Origin of the sequence: Candidatus Symbiobacter mobilis CR (genome assembly GCF_000477435.1) — a bacterium.
GTDB lineage: Bacteria > Pseudomonadota > Gammaproteobacteria > Burkholderiales > Burkholderiaceae_C > Rhodoferax > Rhodoferax mobilis.
The window spans coordinates 413,956-431,065 of sequence record NC_022576.1 but is presented as its reverse complement, the minus strand read 5'-3'; the positions used below and the strand labels follow the sequence as shown (position 1 = coordinate 431,065).

Genomic DNA, 17,110 nt, shown 5'->3' with positions numbered 1-17,110 from the left:
TCCGTTATTTCTTGCGGCGTGAGATGATCATCGACTGCGTGCGCTTATTGTTCCGCGTCCGATAACCTTTGGTCAAGTTGCCCCATGGGTCAACCGGGTGACGCCCCTCTCCGGTACGTCCTTCACCACCACCATGGGGGTGGTCGATGGGATTCATCACGACACCACGAACAGTGGGACGAATCCCCATCCATCGCTTTACGCCAGCTTTGCCGAGTTGGCGCAAGCTGTGCTCTTCATTGGAAACCTGGCCAAGCGTGGCACGGCAGTCGATGTGCGCAAGCCGCATTTCCCCGGAACGCAGTCGTAGCTGCGCATAGCTTCCTTCCCGAGCAAGTAGCACCGCAGACGCCCCAGCAGAGCGCGCAAGTTGACCACCTTTTCCAGGTTTGAGTTCCACACAATGCACTACGGAACCCAAAGGGATGTTGCGCAATGGAAGCGTGTTTCCAACGCGAATGGGAGCATGGGGGCCACTGACGACAGTGGAACCGACCTCCATCCCACGCGCAGCAAGGATATATGACCTACATCCATCTGCATAACAGACCAGCGCAATGTGCGCAGAACGATTGGGGTCGTATTCGATACGCTCTACTTTTGCGGGTATTCCATCGCGGTTGCGACAAAAATCCACCATGCGGTAGTGGTGCTTATGCCCCCCACCGTGGTGCCGTACCGTAATATGACCATTATTATTGCGTCCGGCCTTTTGGTGCGTATGCTCCACCAGCGAGAAATACGGCGCCCCTTTGTGCAAATGGTCGCGGAGTACCTTGACCACACCACGCCGTCCAGGTGACGTGGGTTTCATCTTAACGACTGCCATGATCAGCTTACTCCCTCAACGTGGTGCAATACGTTACCTGGGGCCAAAGTTACAAATGCTTTTCTCGTCTTGGCCCGGCGACCAATCTGGTTTCCACGGCGCTTGAGTTTGCCGCGCACATTGGCTACCGTCACCCTGGTTACCTGTACGGAAAGCAATAACTCTACCGCCGCCTTGACTTCCAACTTTGTTGCATCCCGAAGAACACGGAAGATATAGGTATTTTGTTGCGTGGCACAGTTCGTCGCTTTTTCGGTAACCCAAGGCTCTATCAGCACTTGCATCAACCGATCCTGCGAAGAGCTTCGATGTATGTTTCGGGGATTCATGCAAACATCTCCTGGAGGGTAGCGAGTGCTGGGCATGCCACCAATACTTTGCGGAATCGAAGCAGGGAAACAGGATCCGCGTGCTTAGGCTCCACAACTCCTACGTGCGGTAAATTCCTGGATGCAAGATACAAGTTCTCATCGATTTCTGGTGCAATGACCAGTACCGAATCAAGTTGCATCGCCCGAAATTTGGCTGCAAGCACCTTGGTTTTTGGCGTATCGACTGCAACAGATTCCACAGCAGCAAGACGACCTTCACGCAGCAATTGAGACAGGATGCACGACATCCCAGCGCGATACATTTTTTTGTTCAATTTTTGCTGAAAGTTCTCGTCAGGCATATTGGGGAAAATTCGCCCGCCTCCACGCCACAGTGGTGATGAAGTCATCCCTGCACGTGCACGCCCAGTACCTTTTTGCTTGAAAGGCTTTTTGGTCGAGTGATGCACTTGGGCCCGATCTTTTTGTGCCCGGGTACCCTGACGTGCATTGGCCTGAAAAGACACCACAAGCTGATGAACCAGACTTTGGTTGTATTCCCGTGCAAACACTGCGTCCGCTACCTCTATGGTAGAAACCGGCTGTCCTTGCTCGTTAAGAATATCGATTTTCATCCCTGCCCCCCTGCCTGGATCACGGATGCAACCTTGGCTTTTGCTGCAGGGCGAACCATAAGAAAACCACCACTGGCACCCGGAACCGCCCCTTTGATCAACAAAAGCTGACGTTCCTGGTCGATACGGACGATTTCGAGATTTTGCACCGTGACCGTTTCATCACCTAGATGCCCAGTCATGCGCTTCCCTGGAAAAACCCTCCCCGGATCCTGCGCCATCCCGATAGAACCGGGAACACGATGGGAGCGGCTGTTGCCGTGCGATGCACGCTGCGAAGACATGTTGTGTCGCTTGATCGTACCGGCATACCCTTTCCCGATTGATGTGCCTTGCACATCAACCTTTAGCCCAGGCTGGAACAGTGCATTGACAGGTACGACGCTACCTGGCTTGTACTGACTAATGAGATCGGGATCAAGGCGGAATTCCCTGAGTAATTCGCCAGGTTCCACGCACGCCTTGGCAAGATGCCCAGTGAGTGGACGATTTACACGGGATCTTTTCCGTGTTCCGAATGTGAGTTGGACAGCAGCGTAGCCGTCTTTCTCGGGGGTTTTGACCTGGGTGACGCGGTTGTCGGCGACTTCCACCACGGTGACTGGCACTGCCAGCCCATCGTCTGTGAAGATGCGCATCATTCCAACCTTACGGCCCAGCAACCCCATTTGATTGCTTTGAACCATGGTATTTTCTCCGTTATCGTTGATCAGCATGACTGCAATTGGCCATGCCGACTTTTCCTGGATGCATGCACTACACGTACTACTTTCGCATACGGTAAAAGAGCGTCCAATCCGCGAAAAGCCTACTATTCTAATGCATTCCGCAGCACACTTTTTTGCAGCGAAAAACTGGTGAACCCAGCACTAGTGAACCCAGCCCACCATGGCAAACATGCCATGGCATAGGCTAGGTTCGAACCACTGGGATGCAAATCTTCGTGGAGTTGCGAGGCGCTCGCTGTACATGCAGCAGCAAGGGCGATACGCCCTTGTGACCGCCCCAGACCGGAATTGCGATCCAGTCTGTCGCATCGCATCTACAGAAATGCCTGAAAAATTACTGAAGCTTGATCTCCACGTCCACCCCAGCAGCCAGATCCAGCTTCATCAGCGCATCCACGGTCTTATCCGTCGGATCGACGATATCCATGAGCCGCTGGTGCGTGCGAATCTCGAACTGATCCCGACTGGTCTTGTTGACGTGGGGGGAGCGCAAGATATCGAACCGTCGCATTCTGGTAGGCAAGGGCACAGGCCCTCGAACGATAGCGCCAGTTCTTTTCGCCGTTTCGACGATTTCCTGCGCTGATTGATCGATCAGCTTGTAATCGAAGGCCTTGAGGCGGATACGAATTCTCTGTTTGTTTGCCACATCCGTCTCCTGCTTACGCAATGATCTTCGTTACCACCCCAGCACCCACGGTCTTGCCCCCTTCACGAATGGCAAACCGCAACCCCTCTTCCATCGCAATCGGCGCAATCAGCTTCACCGTGATCGTCACGTTGTCCCCAGGCATCACCATCTCCTTGCCTTCCGGCAATTCAATCGCGCCCGTCACGTCCGTCGTCCGGAAATAAAACTGCGGACGGTAGTTGCTGAAAAACGGCGTGTGCCGCCCGCCTTCGTCCTTCGACAGCACGTACACCTCTCCCACAAAATGCGTATGGGGCTTGATGCTCCCGGGCTTGCACAGCACTTGTCCACGCTGCACATCTTCCCGCTTCGTCCCACGCAATAGCACGCCCACGTTGTCCCCGGCCTGCCCCTGGTCGAGCAGCTTGCGGAACATTTCCACCCCGGTGCATGTCGTCTTCTGCGTGTCGTGAATCCCCACGATCTCGATTTCTTCCCCCACCTTGATGATCCCGCGCTCCACGCGACCCGTCACCACCGTTCCACGTCCGGAAATCGAAAATACATCTTCCACCGGCATCAGGAACGTCCCATCTATCGCACGCTCCGGCGTCGGGATGTAGCTGTCGAGAGCCTCAGCCAGCTTCATGATCGACCCTTCACCCAGCTCGCTCTTGTCTCCTTCCATCGCCATCTTCGCCGAACCATGGATGATCGGCGTCTTGTCGCCAGGAAAGTCGTATTTGTCCAGCAGTTCCCGCAACTCCATCTCGACCAGTTCGAGCAACTCGGGATCGTCGACCATGTCGCACTTGTTCAGGTACACCACGATGTACGGCACTCCCACCTGACGCGCCAACAAAATGTGCTCGCGTGTCTGCGGCATCGGGCCGTCTGCTGCGGAACACACCAGAATCGCTCCGTCCATCTGCGCAGCACCCGTGATCATGTTCTTCACGTAGTCCGCGTGCCCGGGGCAATCCACGTGCGCGTAGTGCCGTCCAGCCGTCTCGTATTCCACGTGCGCCGTGTTGATCGTGATCCCCCGCGCCTTTTCTTCCGGCGCGGCATCGATCTGGTCGTATGCCTTCGCCAAACCACCGTACTTCGCCGCCAGCACAGACGTAATCGCCGCCGTCAGCGTCGTCTTCCCATGATCCACGTGTCCGATCGTTCCCACATTCACGTGGGGCTTGGTGCGTGCAAATTTTTCCTTGGCCATGTTTTGCTTTCTTCAATGAGCTTTCCCGTGTCGTGGTTTTGCGTCTGCATTCCGTCACGAACTCCCAGGGCACGGGCACCCCGGGGTGCGCAATCGCAGACGTTTGCGGCAACGATGCCGATACTGTTTCTCTGCTACTACTTGGAGGATCGTGCTGCAACGATCGCCTCGGAGACATTGCGTGGCGCTTCGAGGTAGTGCTTGAATTCCATCGTGTACGACGCACGCCCTTGCGACATCGACCGCAATGTCGTTGAATACCCGAACATTTCCGACAGGGGCACTTCAGCACGGATCGCTTTGCCACCACCAGCCATATCTTCCATCCCCTGCACCATGCCACGGCGTGACGACAAGTCACCCATGACATTGCCGGCGTAGTCTTCCGGAGTCTCGACCTCCACAGCCATCATCGGCTCCAGAATGACCGGATTGGCCTTGCGGCAGCCTTCCTTGAAACCGAAGATGGCCGCCATCTTGAAGGCGAGTTCGCTGGAATCGACTTCGTGGTACGAACCAAAGTGCAACGTCACCTTGACATCGACTACCGGGTAGCCAGCAAGAACCCCTTGCATGACCGCTTCATTCACACCCTTCTCTACCGCCGGGATGTACTCACGGGGGACGACCCCGCCCTTGATGGCATCAATGAATTCAATCCCCTTGCCCGGCTCGTTGGGCTCGATCTTGAAAACAACGTGGCCATACTGGCCCTTACCACCAGACTGGCGAACAAATTTGCCCTCTGCATCTTCCACAGTCTTGCGCACCGTTTCCCGGTACGCCACCTGAGGCTTGCCAACGTTGGCATCGACGCCAAACTCGCGTTTCATGCGATCTACGATGATTTCCAGATGCAATTCCCCCATTCCTGCAATCAGGGTCTGCCCGGATTCTTCGTCGGTTTTGACACGGAATGACGGATCCTCCTGCGCCAAGCGTTGCAAGGCAATCCCCATTTTTTCCTGGTCGGTCTTGGTTTTGGGCTCCACTGCCTGGGTAATGACTGGTTCAGGGAAAACCATCCGCTCCAAGGTGATCGGCGCAAGAGGGTCACACAAGGTTTCGCCAGTCGTGACATCTTTCAGTCCCACGCACGCGGCGATATCTCCAGCACGAATTTCCCCGACCTCTTCCCTCTTGTTGGCGTGCATTTGCACGATACGGCCAATCCGTTCCTTTTTGCCACGCACGGGGTTGAATACCGTGTCCCCTTTGGTCAGTACGCCAGAGTACACACGCACAAACGTCAATTGCCCCACGAAAGGATCAGTCATCAGCTTGAACGCCAACGCAGAGAACTTCTCGTTGTCGTCGGCTTTGCGGAAGGCTTCGGCACCATCGTCGTCGATCCCTCGCACCGGCGGAATATCTACCGGGGAAGGCAGCAGGTCGATGACGGCATCAAGCATGAGCTGCACACCCTTGTTTTTGAAAGCCGTACCACACAGCATGGGCTGAATTTCCGTTGCAATCGTGCGCAAACGCAAGCCCTGCTTGACATCCGCTTCGGTCAAGCTCCCCTCTTCCAGGTACTTGTTCATGAGATCTTCCGAAGCTTCCGCAGCAGCTTCCACCATTTTTTCGCGCCATTCCTTGGCCAGGTCCATAAGATCCGCAGGAATATCGCGGTACTCGAAACGCATCCCCTGGGATGCTTCATCCCAATAAATAGCACGCATCTTGATGAGATCGACCACACCGGCAAAGTGCTCTTCCGCCCCGATCGGCACCACGATAGGCACGGGATTCGCCTTCAAGCGCAGGCGCATCTGCTCGTAGACCTTGAAAAAGTTGGCACCCGTTCGATCCATTTTGTTGACAAATGCCAAACGGGGAACCTTGTACTTGGTGGCTTGGCGCCAAACGGTTTCAGACTGCGGCTGCACCCCACCCACGGCGCAATAGACCATGCAAGCACCATCGAGTACACGCATCGAACGCTCTACCTCGATGGTGAAATCGACGTGACCAGGGGTATCGATGATGTTGATGCGATGCTCTTGGTACGTCGCATCCATGCCCTTCCAAAAGCAAGTCGTCGCGGCAGAGGTAATGGTGATACCGCGCTCCTGCTCTTGCTCCATCCAATCCATGGTGGCTGCGCCGTCATGCACTTCACCGATCTTGTGGTTGACGCCGGTATAAAAAAGGATGCGCTCGGTCGTGGTGGTTTTGCCGGCATCAATATGCGCAGAAATACCGATATTGCGGTAGCGCTCGATAGGAGTATGACGAGGCATGATGAATCCTTGGATACGCAAACAAAAAAACGCAAGGGGCTGCGCGCACAGCCCCTGCATGAATACGAGAACAAGAAAAAGCTAGAACCTGAAGTGCGAAAAGGCTTTGTTGGCTTCCGCCATGCGATGTACTTCATCGCGCTTTTTCATCGCACCACCGCGCCCTTCCGCAGCTTCCAACAACTCATTGGCCAAGCGCAAAGCCATCGACTTTTCACTGCGTTTGCGCGCTGCATCTTTCAGCCAGCGCATCGACAAAGCCAGCCTGCGTACTGGGCGAACTTCGACGGGTACCTGGTAATTGGCTCCCCCTACGCGGCGGGATTTGACTTCCACCAAAGGCTTGACATTGTTAATCGCCAGCATGAACGCTTCCAAAGGATCTTTGCCAGGCTGCTTTTTTTCGATTTGATCGAGCGCGCCATAGATGATCCTTTCCGCTACAGCTTTCTTGCCACCTTCCATGATGACATTCATGAACTTGGAAAGCTCGACACTACCAAACTTGGGATCAGGAAGAATTTCCCGCTTGGGAACTTCACGACGACGAGGCATATCACTATTTCCTTTCTTGCTTCAGTTGGCGCCGGACGACGTTGAGCCACGTCACTGTGCAGTAGCTTGCGTCCCAAACACCCAGGGGAGCAAATTTCTCCCCACTTACTCGACCCTTCGCAGGGCCACCTGCCAAGCCTGCATCGTTCGCTTGATACGTTCGCTGCATTGTTGGCTCACCGAGGACGAAACCCGGCACTGCATGCACCGGGAAACAATTCCCCAAAAAACCAGGCCATGCACACACACTGAATGCGTGCATGGCCTGGGTATCCATACCCACTTACTTGGCTTTGGGCCGCTTGGAACCGTATTTGGAGCGGGCCTGTTTGCGATCTTTGACCCCTTGCAGATCCAAAGACCCCCGCACGATGTGATAACGCACACCGGGCAGATCCTTCACCCGACCACCACGCACGAGGACCACGCTGTGTTCCTGCAGGTTATGCCCTTCGCCTCCGATATAGGAAATGACCTCGAACCCGTTGGTGAGACGCACCTTGGCTACCTTGCGCAAAGCCGAATTGGGCTTCTTGGGAGTGGTGGTATAGACGCGAGTGCATACACCACGTCGCTGCGGAGACTCTTCCATCGCGGGGCTTTTGGACTTCACCCGCTCTACCGTACGCCCATGACGAATTAGCTGATTGATGGTTGGCACCGATGGCTCCTGAAAAAATGATTGTCTTGGAAGAACCTTGGGAAAAATACCGCACCCAGATTCGGAAAAGGCCGCGATTCTATCCAGCAAGCCCAGATGCACTGCATGCACCCGCGCACAGCAACAGAACACCACGACAAGGCAGCCCCGGTACCACTACTGTGGTGTCGAAACCCACTTCGTCCTTGCCGCAACAGAGCAGCAATATGCAGGCAGACGCACAGAGGCAGAGAAAACAGGCACAGGCAAATGAATCAGGGAAAAATTGGTGGAGGCGCGACCCAGAGTCGAACTGGGCTCTCCGGATTTGCAGTCCGTTGCATAACCGATTTGCTATCGCGCCTCACGGAAACTGCATGTGCCCCATGCTTTCACCAAGCTATTGCGAACGTTGGTGAAGTGTGGAGCGGGAAAAGAGTCTCGAACTCTCGACCTCAACCTTGGCAAGGTTGCGCTCTACCAACTGAGCTATTCCCGCGCCGGAAAACCAAAATTCTATACCATCTCGGCAAACACGCCGACGGTTATCCACGCCAACGTCTACGAAAACAGGGCAACGACGTACCCAAGATACGACAACGACAGAGCAACGACTAGACGGCCGGACAGCGCCAGCCGCCAACACCCGCTAAAAGACAAAGCTATACGACACGCCAACAGAGTGGATTGATCTGTCCCACCCGGCCACACCACTGGGAATATCCACCATGTCCACCATGCTTGGTACCGATCCAATCCGGGTGCGCACCCACTCAATCTTGAGCTTCTGATTGGTAGTCATCGAATACGAGGTTCCGATGGCCCACGATCCTTGGTCAAAGGGTTGCAAGGAATCTGCGCCAATGATTTGCGAAGCCCGTATCAAATCTGCGCCAGGCACTGCGCTGGGTACTGTCGTTTGATCCATGGCGTGGTAAGTCTGGAGCACTCCGCGTTGTGACCGGAGATGCGCTACGGAAACGTACGGAGTCCATGCCCCCCAGTCACGGCGTACTGCAACATATCCGCCCGTCGCATTCAGCCCCTCGAACTTCCGGTCAGACCTACGTACTGCGACCTCCGCGCTCATACGGTACCGATCCCCCAGTCCAACGTCGACGCCAGCGTTCAGAATCCACAGCGCCAGGCGCTTGTATCCATGCCGTTCCGCGCTAGGAAATACATCGTAGAACTGCACACCGGGGATCGGCTCGACCAACATCGGCCGGGGCCAAAAATTCCCTTCGTCATTCTCGCTATGGATGTGATGCAAACCAATCTGGTACACATCATCACGCATTCTGTACGCCAGCAATGCACCGCGCAGATCCAGCGACAACGGCATGAACTTGGTTCCAGGTTCCAGCACACCGGGCAGTCCTTCCCGGAAGAACATGCGCCAATGGATGTTGCTTTTGCCCCAGTACGCATCAAGGCCGATATCTCCAACGCCCCACGCCCACTCTTTGTTGAGCAGCACGCCAGTAATGTCCATCGAAGGAGAGAGGGAGTACATCTCTATCGGCAACTGGGCGTACGCGAACGTACTGCCAACATCCATGTTCTCCGCGTGCAAATATCCTGGTGCACGAACCTTGCCGACCCGAACCCTCCAATCGTCTTCAGGCCGCCAAGAAAGGAAAGCCCATGGGAAAGTGTGTTCCCAACGATCATCGCTTTGGATGGACGGGGCTAGTCTCGACTGCACCGTGGCGCGCCAACCCGGTTGCAACTCTGCATCAAGCTGCAACCCGAAGACGCTCCCCCGGTTCCATGTGCCCTGGTCATCGACGAAGCGCCTGTACCGGTATGGACTATCGGAACGTGCATGTTCGATCGTTCCAAAAACACTCACGTCCACCCGTGCAGAGTGCGCAGAGGAAGGGAACCCTAGGCCGACGAGCACAGCAAGAAATGCAGCGGCAACCACACCCATAGGCGCAACCCTGGCCTCTGCCAAGCCAATTCTCCAAGCAGATCTCACAGCTCTCCACCCCATGGTGGTATCTTACCTGTGGCCGTTTTCCCCCGCGCTATTCCACCCAAAGCGGGCCTACAAATTGAACCCCACCCCATGAGCAAGGCTTTCACCAAAGAGCAAACCGACACTGACCACGCAGACGATGACAGTTCCACGCCTGCGCTGCCGGCGGGAACCAAGAACTACATCACCCCCGCAGGCTTTGCTGCTCTGCAAAATGAGTTGCACAACCTGGTCGATATCGAACGTCCGAGCGTGGTAGAGACCGTCCATTGGGCGGCAAGCAATGGTGACCGCTCTGAAAACGGGGATTACCTGTATGGCAAAAAACGACTGCGGGAAATCGACCGCCGCATTCGTTTTCTCGTCAAAAGACTGGAAAACGCCGCCGTCTGTGACCCCGCGCTACACCACGGCAAGACGCAGATTTTTTTTGGGGCCACTGTCACCTATGCCAGCGCCAACGGGGTGCCCCGCACTGTACGGATCGTAGGCATCGACGAAGCGGATAGTTCTCGTGGGGATGTGAGCTGGATTTCCCCGATCGCACGCACCTTGATCAAGGCTGATGAGGGCGACAGACTGCGGCTATCCACGCCTGCGGGTATCGAAGAAATCGAGGTGATCACCGTACGCTACCCTGCGCCCCAAGAAGGAGCCATGGCACACAACTCACGGGGCTGATTGCGCTGCAATGTCAACAGCGTCGAGTCGATCCCACTCGGCCAGCAACCGCACCAAGGAATGCGCGGCAGCTTGCAAGATGGTGTGTCCGAGCTCGGCAGTCGCAGCAGCGGCATTGCCCACCGCACCACTCGAATGCAAATCTTGCGCAAGCCATGTGCGTTTGGCCCCACATCCCCCAAGGATCGGGAACCGTTCATTGCGTTCTTCGGCAGAGGAATGGAAATCCTGTGCCCACTCCATCGCCACCCACTCCGGGGCCAAGGCCAGCATCAGGGAAGTTTCGATTTCTCCGGCATGGACGCCATAGCGCAACTCCCGGCTCGTGCAACGCGAGCGTACTTCTTCGCCCGTTGCATCCAGCCATGGCAAGTCGAACCAGTTTGCTCTGTACACGCACAACCCGCAACGCAACCGCAAGTCACGGGCGACGACATCCATCGGCCCCACGTTGCCCCCGTGTCCATTGAAAAACAGCAATTTGCGTATCCCACATGCTGCAACCGATTCCCCCAATTCGGTCCACAGACGCAACACTGTTTCGGCCCGCAAGCGCAACGTCCCGGGGAAACATGCGTGCTCGGTACTCAGCCCAATCGCTTGTACCGGAAGGAACAGCACCCTAAGCGAGGCAGGCAACAAGGGCACGGCCTGCGCGATGATTCCCTCCACGATACGTGCATCGACTTGCAATGGCAGATGTGGCCCGTGCTGCTCTACCGCTGCGATCGGAAGCACCGCAATGGTGCTGGCGGCATGGCCCGATCGACCCAGCTCCGCAAAGTCCCGGGTGCTCCAGTCTGCCCAATAGCGCGAAGCAGTGGTCATGGTTGCAAGGCTACCGTGGTGGCACTGGCGGGCAGCGACGGAGGAGACGATGGGTCAGGAATCGCCATGCGCGGTGCCTGTAGCGGAGCCAATGCCTGCCCTTTTCGCACGGCAGCCATATCTTCTTCATTGGGTAACTGGTGCAAGAGCCAGTAGTCGAAAACCCGGCGCGCAATGGGTGCAGCCGCCGCTGCGCCAAAGCCAGCGTTTTCGACGATGGCAGCCAAGGCAATCGTTGGTGCGTGCGCCGGTGCAAAAGCGATATAGAGCGAATGGTCTCGTTGTCGTTCTGCCATGCGCGCAGCGTTGTAGCGCTCGTTCTTGCCCAAGGAAACGGCTTGCGCCGTACCCGTTTTGCCGCCACTCACATAGCCCGCGCCAGCAAAAACCCGCGCCGAAGTACCTTCGGTCGTCACGCCCACCATCGCATTGCGGACGACTTCCAGATGTTCCCGGCGCAATCCCAGATTGACAGGAGGCTGTTTTGTCAACGGGACTTCGGCATCCGTACTTGTATCCTGGACGGAAAGAACCAGTCGTGGCGTATTGCGAAGACCATGATTCGCAATGGTGGCCGTTGCCAGCGCGAGCTGCAGCATCGTGAAGCTGTTGTATCCCTGCCCGATCCCCAAAGAAATCGTCTCTCCCGCATACCACTTTTGCAATGGTGCGCGGCGGTAGTAACTGCGCTTCCAAGCTTGGCTTGGCAAGATGCCCCGCACCTCCCCCGGAAGGTCGATTCCCGTGATCTGCCCCAACCCCAACGACTGCATGAAATCATGGATGGCATCGACACCCATCTCATTGGCCAAGGAATAAAAGTAGGCGTTGCTGGACTCGACGATGGCACGATGCATGTTCATCATGCCTCCACGCTCGTTTTCCGGGCTGCCAAAACGGTGGCCACCAAAAACGTAGTACCCAGGATCATGAATCACGGTCGATGCAGAACGGGCTCCCGTCGATAACGCAGCCAAAGCCATGAACGGCTTGTACGTAGACCCCGGTGGATACGTTCCCCGCAACGCCCGATTGAGCAAGGGCTTGTCCGGAGATCCATTGAGCAGTTGCCAATTGTCCTGATCGATGCCCTCCACAAACAGGTTGGGATCGAAGGTTGGTTTGCTCACGAATGCCAATACCTCCCCATTGCGAGGATCGATGGCAACGAGCGCGCCCCTGCGGTCACCGTACAAGTCTTCTACGAGCTTTTGCAAGGTGATATCGATAGATAACCGAACCGTATCACCCGGCTTGGCGCTCTGGCTGGCCAATCGACGCACGGCCCGCCCAGCGGCTGAGGTTTCCATGGCATCGATCCCCGTCGTACCGTGTAGCAAAGCTTCGTAGCTTTGCTCGATGCCCAGCTTCCCGATGTACTGCGTTCCCCGGTAATTGGCAGGATCTTCGGATTCTTCGATCTTCTCCTGCTCTTCCACATTGATCCTGCCGATGTACCCCACGACGTGGCTTGCCAACGTGCCCTGGGGATAGTGCCGAAAGAGACGTGCTTTGATATCCACTCCAGGGAATCGGTACCGCTCCACTGCGAAACGTGCCACTTCGGCGTCACTCAATCTGCTGCGCAACGGGATCGAACCAAAATTTCTGGCTTCTTCACAGAGTTTTTTGAAACGCCGACGATCCCAGGGTGTCACTTCCAGAACCTTCGCAAGCCCATCAATGGTGCTGTCGAGGTCCTGGACTTTCGACGGGGTAATTTCAAGCATGTAGGCCGAATAATTGTTGGCCAGCACCAGGCCATTGCGATCCAGGATCAGCCCCCTATTGGGAACGATGGGGACGATGGCAGTGCGATTGCTTTCGGCCTGCTCACGCAATTCTGCATGGCGAATCACCTGTAGAAAAACGAGCCGCCCCAGCACCAAGGCAAAGCACAACAACACCAATACCGCTGCGACCAACACCCGCAATCGGAACTGGGCGATTTCTTGCTGAATGTTGCGAAAAACGGTCATGCACGCAACGGATCGTCCAACCCCATGCTACTCACAACGTCCCATCCGGATCTGCGGACTGCGTCTGGGGGAATAGCAACAACAACGTGACCACAGGCCAGAGCATGGCTTCCAGCACGGGCGCCAGCAACATCGACCCGTTGGGGATCTTTTCCGAGATCGCCATTTCCAAAATCAGCACGACCCCATGTCCCAACAGGAACAAGGGGAAAACCTGCACTGCTTGCTCCCACAAACCGAACCATTCGAGTCTGCGCCGCATTTGCAATGCAAAAAAACCGAGCAACGTATACGCCAACGCTTGCTCGCCAAGCACGCTACCGCAATGCACATCCCGGATGAGTCCCAACGCGAAAGCCATACCCAGTCCAACCCGGTCTGGCTGGTGCAGCATCCAAAACACGAGCACGACCGAGAGCACGTCCGGAACCCACACTGCACGATTCGGCACCAGCGTCGGCAGCAGAATGCCCAAGATTAACGCCACCACCAGGCTACTCCAAATGAACCGGGGTTGCGCGGGAAGCAGCAACGGCTTTCCACGGCGCATCACCATGACCCTGCACCCTTCTTACCGCATACCAAAATTGCTGCGAATACGTCAACGTCCGTCCAGATTGCTTGGGGCCTATTTCGGTAAGAGTACGTGATCGCCCTCACCCCCGCCCCTCTCCCGCTGGGAGAGGGGCGTTTGTTGCCCTCTCCCCCAAGGAGAATGTGAAATACAACCAGCGGAAGTATGGGGAATGCACCCAGTAGGAGAACATGGCGTGCATCCAGCGAAAAAAGATTCCCCATCACCATCGGGACAAGGTACCGCCCAAGGGGCGGGTGCGGAATGCCTTGCATGGGAGCTTGCATGGGAGCGCAGCCAGTGCAATAACCTACCAACATAAGGCCTTCAGTGCGAAGCAGCTTGCGGCGGCGCCACGGCCTCGGCAGTCGATGCCTGGGCAAGCAAGGGTTGCAGCACAAGTACATGGACTGTGGACGCCATGCGTGCCACAGGCAAACAAGAAATCCGGGCAAAGGCCGAATCGCTGACGCGATCGACGGCCAATACCCGCGCTACCGACAACCCCGGTGGATAGACCCCATCAATGCCGCTAGTCGTCAGCAAATCCCCTGGGGCCATATCGACATTGGTTTGGAGGAATCGCAATTCCAGCGTACCCCGTCCCGGAATGCCGTCCCCGAAAGCCAGTCCACGCACGCCGGAGCGGACATTCAATACAGGAATCGCTTGATTCTTGTCAATCAGCAAGGTGACTTCGCTGGACATGGGATACACACGGGTGACTTGGCCTAACACACCGTTTTCATCCAGCACAGGCGAACCCTGCACCACGCCGACAAGCCCCCCTTTGTCGATGACGAGCTTGCGGGCATAGGGGTCGGGGACGTCGTACAACACCTGCGCCGCTTGTGCCGAAACAGGCAGACGTTCCCGAAGCCCGAGCTGGGACCGCAATCGTGCGTTTTCGAGAATGAGTTGCTCTACTTGCTGCGCACGCTGCGAAAGCAGATTCGAGCGGTGCCGCGCAGCAGCCTCTTTGGCGCGCGCATCTTCAATGGTATGAAAGTACTGTGCCGCACCATGCATCCATGCCACTGGACGCAGCAGCAGCATCTGCACGGGATAGAGAACCACCGCAATGGCAGTGCGGATCGGTTGCATGACACCCAAACGGGCGTCACCCACCATGAACAACAACGACAAGGCGCCAAAAAACAATAGCCTCAACAGCGCCGGAGGGCCCTGCTTGAAGAATGGGGATGGAGCACTTCCCAGCGTGCCAGCCTGCATCAGACGCAACAAGGAGGAAAAACGATAACCACACGACAGCCCAAACTTGCAGCCTGTGGAGCTTGATGGTTGCTGGCTCGATGCCAGTTCGCCGATTTACTCGTTGGTGAAGATAGAAGCCATCTGCTCAATGTGCTCCAACGCCAGGCCACACCCCCGGGCAACACAGGTCAGCGGATCTTCGGCAATGAGCACGGGTAGCCCCGTTTCTTCTGCAAGCAGACGATCCAGGTCGCGCAACAAAGCGCCCCCCCCCGTCAGCATCATTCCCCGGTCAGCAATGTCCGCTCCCAGCTCGGGCGGAGTCTGTTCGAGGGCATTCTTGACGGCAGAGACGATGCTGTTGATGGGATCGGTCAGCGCTTCGAGAATTTCATTGCTGAAAATTTTGAAACTGCGCGGCACCCCTTCCGACAAATTGCGCCCCCGCACTTCCATGGTGCGCACCTCACTGCCCGGAAACGCGGAACCGATCTCCTTCTTGATGATCTCTGCGGTCGGCTCGCCAATGAGCATGCCGTAGGTTCGGCGGATGTAACCGATGATCGCTTCGTCGAATTTGTCGCCACCAACACGAACACTGCCTTTGTACACCATCCCTCCCAGCGAGATGACTCCCACTTCGGTGGTACCCCCGCCGATGTCTACAACCATCGAACCCCGAGCCTCTGCCACCGGCAGACCGGCACCGATTGCAGCCGCCATCGGTTCCTCGATCAGGTACACATCGCTGGCCCCGGCACCCAGTGCAGATTCCCGAATAGCCCGGCGTTCCACCTGTGTCGATCCACAAGGCACGCAAATGATGATGCGTGGCCCCGGGCGGAAGATGCTTCGCGGGTGGACGATTTTGATGAACTGCTTGAGCATTTGCTCCGTGACGGTGAAATCGGCAATGACCCCGTCTTTCATCGGGCGAATCGCTTCGATGTTGCCAGGCACCTTGCCAAGCATGGCTTTTGCGTCTTTGCCCACGGCTTGGATGATCTTCTTGCCCTGGGGGCCGCCTTCATGGCGAATGGCGACAACAGACGGTTCGTCCAGGACGATCCCCTTTTCACGTGTGTAAATCAACGTATTGGCAGTTCCCAGATCAATCGCCAAATCGGTCGAAAAATAATGTCGGAACGCTCCAAGCATACGAATTCATCCTAAAAATACCCTATTCCTCGTCGCGGCAAGCATCAGCCATCGCAGCTTGACACGACAGCACCAACTTCCGCTGTAGGCAAACCAACTGCCCACGCACTTCAAAAATGGAAGTAGTAAGGGATAGGGAAGAGAGAAAAAGGGAAGATGTTGAAAAAAAGCAAAAACGGGACGAATAACGCCAACAACCCCTTGTGCATCCACCCTACCATGCCTACGCGCAAGCAGGGAAAAACCGGACACAAATGGGGAGTAATGGAGAAGTAATGGGGAGGCAGGAAGAAGAATACAGCGAGCAAAGGGGAGCGTGAAGGCAAAAAAAGACCTCATGCAGGCCAAACCAAACGGGGCAAACTCCATAAGTGCCCCCAACCCAATGCACATCAAGCCCCAAACACCAAGCCCCAAAATTGGGCAGGGGGATAATACCCGACGGGTACGCAGCCTTGCGTACCCTAGGGCCTGTTCACCCTATCTCGTGCCCCCTGTCACGACCAGCAGCGCAGCCTGCTTCAGCCGCTCCCCGCTTGCCATGCCCCTTTCCCTCGCTGACATCGACCGCATCGCCAGGCTTGCCCGGCTCCACCCCGCCCCCACAGAGCGGGAATGTTTGCACAAGCAACTTGATGCTTTTTTCGGCCTCGTCGAAACCATCCAGTCCGTCGATACGACGGGGGTCACACCGCTGGCGCACCCCATGGACGTTGGCTTGGAAGTTCCTTTGCGTCTGCACGAAGACCGCGTCGGAGAACCCCCATCCTTGGACATGCGTGCGCTCTTGCAGCGCAACGCCCCTTCTGTCGAAGAAGGGCTGTTCCTGGTTCCCAAAGTGCTGGATTGATCCCACTTTGCGCCATCTCCTCTGCGCCGTCATGCAACGGCCACCAA

Annotated in this window: 17 protein-coding genes and 2 tRNA genes; 2 read left to right on the top strand and 17 right to left on the bottom strand. The window is 56.4% G+C overall.

All coding sequences use genetic code 11. The annotated features are described in order from the left end of the window. Window positions 1–4: 4 nt before the first annotated feature. The 12 genes from rplB to CENROD_RS01640 all read right to left on the bottom strand — a co-directional run bounded on the left by rplB (window position 5) and on the right by CENROD_RS01640 (window position 9,754). Window positions 5–829 carry a 50S ribosomal protein L2 gene (rplB, locus tag CENROD_RS01695; protein ID WP_022771333.1) on the bottom strand — a complete coding sequence of 275 codons (825 nt, stop codon included), beginning with the start codon at window positions 827–829 and terminating at the stop codon, window positions 5–7. A gap of 2 nt (window positions 830–831) precedes the next feature. After that, window positions 832–1,158, bottom strand: a complete 327-nt coding sequence (gene rplW, locus CENROD_RS01690; RefSeq protein WP_022771332.1) for a 50S ribosomal protein L23 — start codon at window positions 1,156–1,158, stop codon at window positions 832–834. Continuing rightward, window positions 1,155–1,775 carry a 50S ribosomal protein L4 gene (rplD, locus tag CENROD_RS01685; RefSeq protein ID WP_022771331.1) on the bottom strand — a complete coding sequence of 207 codons (621 nt, stop codon included), beginning with the start codon at window positions 1,773–1,775 and terminating at the stop codon, window positions 1,155–1,157. The genes rplW and rplD overlap by 4 nt, the downstream gene beginning before the upstream one ends. After that, window positions 1,772–2,461, bottom strand: coding sequence for a 50S ribosomal protein L3 (rplC, locus tag CENROD_RS01680; protein WP_022771330.1), 690 nt, complete (start codon window positions 2,459–2,461; stop codon window positions 1,772–1,774). Before rplC ends, rplD begins: the two co-directional genes overlap by 4 nt. A gap of 376 nt (window positions 2,462–2,837) precedes the next feature. Continuing rightward, a complete protein-coding gene (rpsJ, locus tag CENROD_RS01675) occupies window positions 2,838–3,152 on the bottom strand; it encodes a 30S ribosomal protein S10 (RefSeq protein WP_022771328.1) in 315 nt (104 codons plus the stop codon). Between the two features lie 13 nt (window positions 3,153–3,165). Then, the gene (gene tuf / locus CENROD_RS01670) at window positions 3,166–4,356 is read right to left on the bottom strand and encodes an elongation factor Tu (RefSeq protein ID WP_022771327.1); all 1,191 of its coding nucleotides are present in this window, start codon (window positions 4,354–4,356) and stop codon (window positions 3,166–3,168) included. 137 nt (window positions 4,357–4,493) lie between these two features. Next, window positions 4,494–6,599, bottom strand: a complete 2,106-nt coding sequence (gene fusA, locus CENROD_RS01665) for an elongation factor G (protein WP_022771326.1) — start codon at window positions 6,597–6,599, stop codon at window positions 4,494–4,496. 81 nt (window positions 6,600–6,680) lie between these two features. Continuing rightward, window positions 6,681–7,154: a 30S ribosomal protein S7 gene (gene rpsG, locus CENROD_RS01660; protein WP_022771325.1), complete on the bottom strand. Its 474-nt coding sequence runs from the start codon at window positions 7,152–7,154 to the stop codon at window positions 6,681–6,683. A gap of 283 nt (window positions 7,155–7,437) precedes the next feature. Further along, the gene (gene rpsL, locus CENROD_RS01655) at window positions 7,438–7,815 is read right to left on the bottom strand and encodes a 30S ribosomal protein S12 (protein ID WP_022771323.1); all 378 of its coding nucleotides are present in this window, start codon (window positions 7,813–7,815) and stop codon (window positions 7,438–7,440) included. A 269-nt stretch (window positions 7,816–8,084) separates the two neighbouring features. Next, window positions 8,085–8,158 (bottom strand) — tRNA-Cys (locus CENROD_RS01650). A gap of 59 nt (window positions 8,159–8,217) precedes the next feature. Beyond that, window positions 8,218–8,293 (bottom strand) — tRNA-Gly (locus CENROD_RS01645). 150 nt (window positions 8,294–8,443) lie between these two features. Beyond that, window positions 8,444–9,754, bottom strand: a complete 1,311-nt coding sequence (locus CENROD_RS01640) for a hypothetical protein (protein ID WP_151194565.1) — start codon at window positions 9,752–9,754, stop codon at window positions 8,444–8,446. Between the two features lie 114 nt (window positions 9,755–9,868). On the opposite strand from CENROD_RS01640, the gene greB reads away from it, so the two are divergent. Beyond that, window positions 9,869–10,459 (top strand): transcription elongation factor GreB, encoded by a 591-nt coding sequence (greB, locus tag CENROD_RS01635; protein ID WP_022771321.1) that lies wholly within the window; start codon window positions 9,869–9,871, stop codon window positions 10,457–10,459. Here greB and CENROD_RS01630 read toward each other — a convergent pair. The 5 genes from CENROD_RS01630 to CENROD_RS01605 form a co-directional block, all read right to left on the bottom strand. Continuing rightward, window positions 10,448–11,287, bottom strand: a complete 840-nt coding sequence (locus CENROD_RS01630; RefSeq protein WP_022771320.1) for a creatininase family protein — start codon at window positions 11,285–11,287, stop codon at window positions 10,448–10,450. The two genes, greB and CENROD_RS01630, sit on opposite strands and share 12 nt — an antisense overlap. After that, entirely contained in the window at window positions 11,284–13,266 is a 1,983-nt protein-coding gene (gene mrdA / locus CENROD_RS01625) for a penicillin-binding protein 2 (protein ID WP_022771319.1), read from the bottom strand. The genes CENROD_RS01630 and mrdA overlap by 4 nt, the downstream gene beginning before the upstream one ends. 31 nt (window positions 13,267–13,297) lie before the next feature. Then, window positions 13,298–13,822: a rod shape-determining protein MreD gene (gene mreD, locus CENROD_RS01620; RefSeq protein ID WP_041193181.1), complete on the bottom strand. Its 525-nt coding sequence runs from the start codon at window positions 13,820–13,822 to the stop codon at window positions 13,298–13,300. A 345-nt stretch (window positions 13,823–14,167) separates the two neighbouring features. Next, window positions 14,168–15,073, bottom strand: a complete 906-nt coding sequence (mreC, locus tag CENROD_RS01610) for a rod shape-determining protein MreC (protein ID WP_022771317.1) — start codon at window positions 15,071–15,073, stop codon at window positions 14,168–14,170. Between the two features lie 96 nt (window positions 15,074–15,169). Next, a complete protein-coding gene (locus CENROD_RS01605) occupies window positions 15,170–16,213 on the bottom strand; it encodes a rod shape-determining protein (protein ID WP_022771316.1) in 1,044 nt (347 codons plus the stop codon). Window positions 16,214–16,754: 541 nt separating this feature from the next. Between CENROD_RS01605 and gatC the strand changes: the two genes are divergently transcribed. Continuing rightward, window positions 16,755–17,063 carry an Asp-tRNA(Asn)/Glu-tRNA(Gln) amidotransferase subunit GatC gene (gene gatC, locus CENROD_RS01600; protein WP_041193794.1) on the top strand — a complete coding sequence of 103 codons (309 nt, stop codon included), beginning with the start codon at window positions 16,755–16,757 and terminating at the stop codon, window positions 17,061–17,063. Window positions 17,064–17,110: the final 47 nt, after the last annotated feature.

Bases quoted from the DNA above. Each gene is read 5' to 3' on its own strand.
- rplB (WP_022771333.1), bottom strand. From the start codon at position 829: ATGGCAGTCGTTAAGATGAAACCCACGTCACCTGGACGGCGTGGTGTG.
- rplW (WP_022771332.1), bottom strand. From the start codon at position 1,158: ATGAATCCCCGAAACATACATCGAAGCTCTTCGCAGGATCGGTTGATG.
- rplD (WP_022771331.1), bottom strand. From the start codon at position 1,775: ATGAAAATCGATATTCTTAACGAGCAAGGACAGCCGGTTTCTACCATA.
- rplC (WP_022771330.1), bottom strand. From the start codon at position 2,461: ATGGTTCAAAGCAATCAAATGGGGTTGCTGGGCCGTAAGGTTGGAATG.
- tuf (WP_022771327.1), bottom strand. From the start codon at position 4,356: ATGGCCAAGGAAAAATTTGCACGCACCAAGCCCCACGTGAATGTGGGA.
- fusA (WP_022771326.1), bottom strand. From the start codon at position 6,599: ATGCCTCGTCATACTCCTATCGAGCGCTACCGCAATATCGGTATTTCT.
- rpsG (WP_022771325.1), bottom strand. From the start codon at position 7,154: ATGCCTCGTCGTCGTGAAGTTCCCAAGCGGGAAATTCTTCCTGATCCC.
- greB (WP_022771321.1), top strand. From the start codon at position 9,869: ATGAGCAAGGCTTTCACCAAAGAGCAAACCGACACTGACCACGCAGAC.
- CENROD_RS01630 (WP_022771320.1), bottom strand. From the start codon at position 11,287: ATGACCACTGCTTCGCGCTATTGGGCAGACTGGAGCACCCGGGACTTT.
- mrdA (WP_022771319.1), bottom strand. From the start codon at position 13,266: ATGACCGTTTTTCGCAACATTCAGCAAGAAATCGCCCAGTTCCGATTG.
- mreD (WP_041193181.1), bottom strand. From the start codon at position 13,822: ATGGTGATGCGCCGTGGAAAGCCGTTGCTGCTTCCCGCGCAACCCCGG.
- mreC (WP_022771317.1), bottom strand. From the start codon at position 15,073: ATGCAGGCTGGCACGCTGGGAAGTGCTCCATCCCCATTCTTCAAGCAG.
- CENROD_RS01605 (WP_022771316.1), bottom strand. From the start codon at position 16,213: ATGCTTGGAGCGTTCCGACATTATTTTTCGACCGATTTGGCGATTGAT.
- gatC (WP_041193794.1), top strand. From the start codon at position 16,755: ATGCCCCTTTCCCTCGCTGACATCGACCGCATCGCCAGGCTTGCCCGG.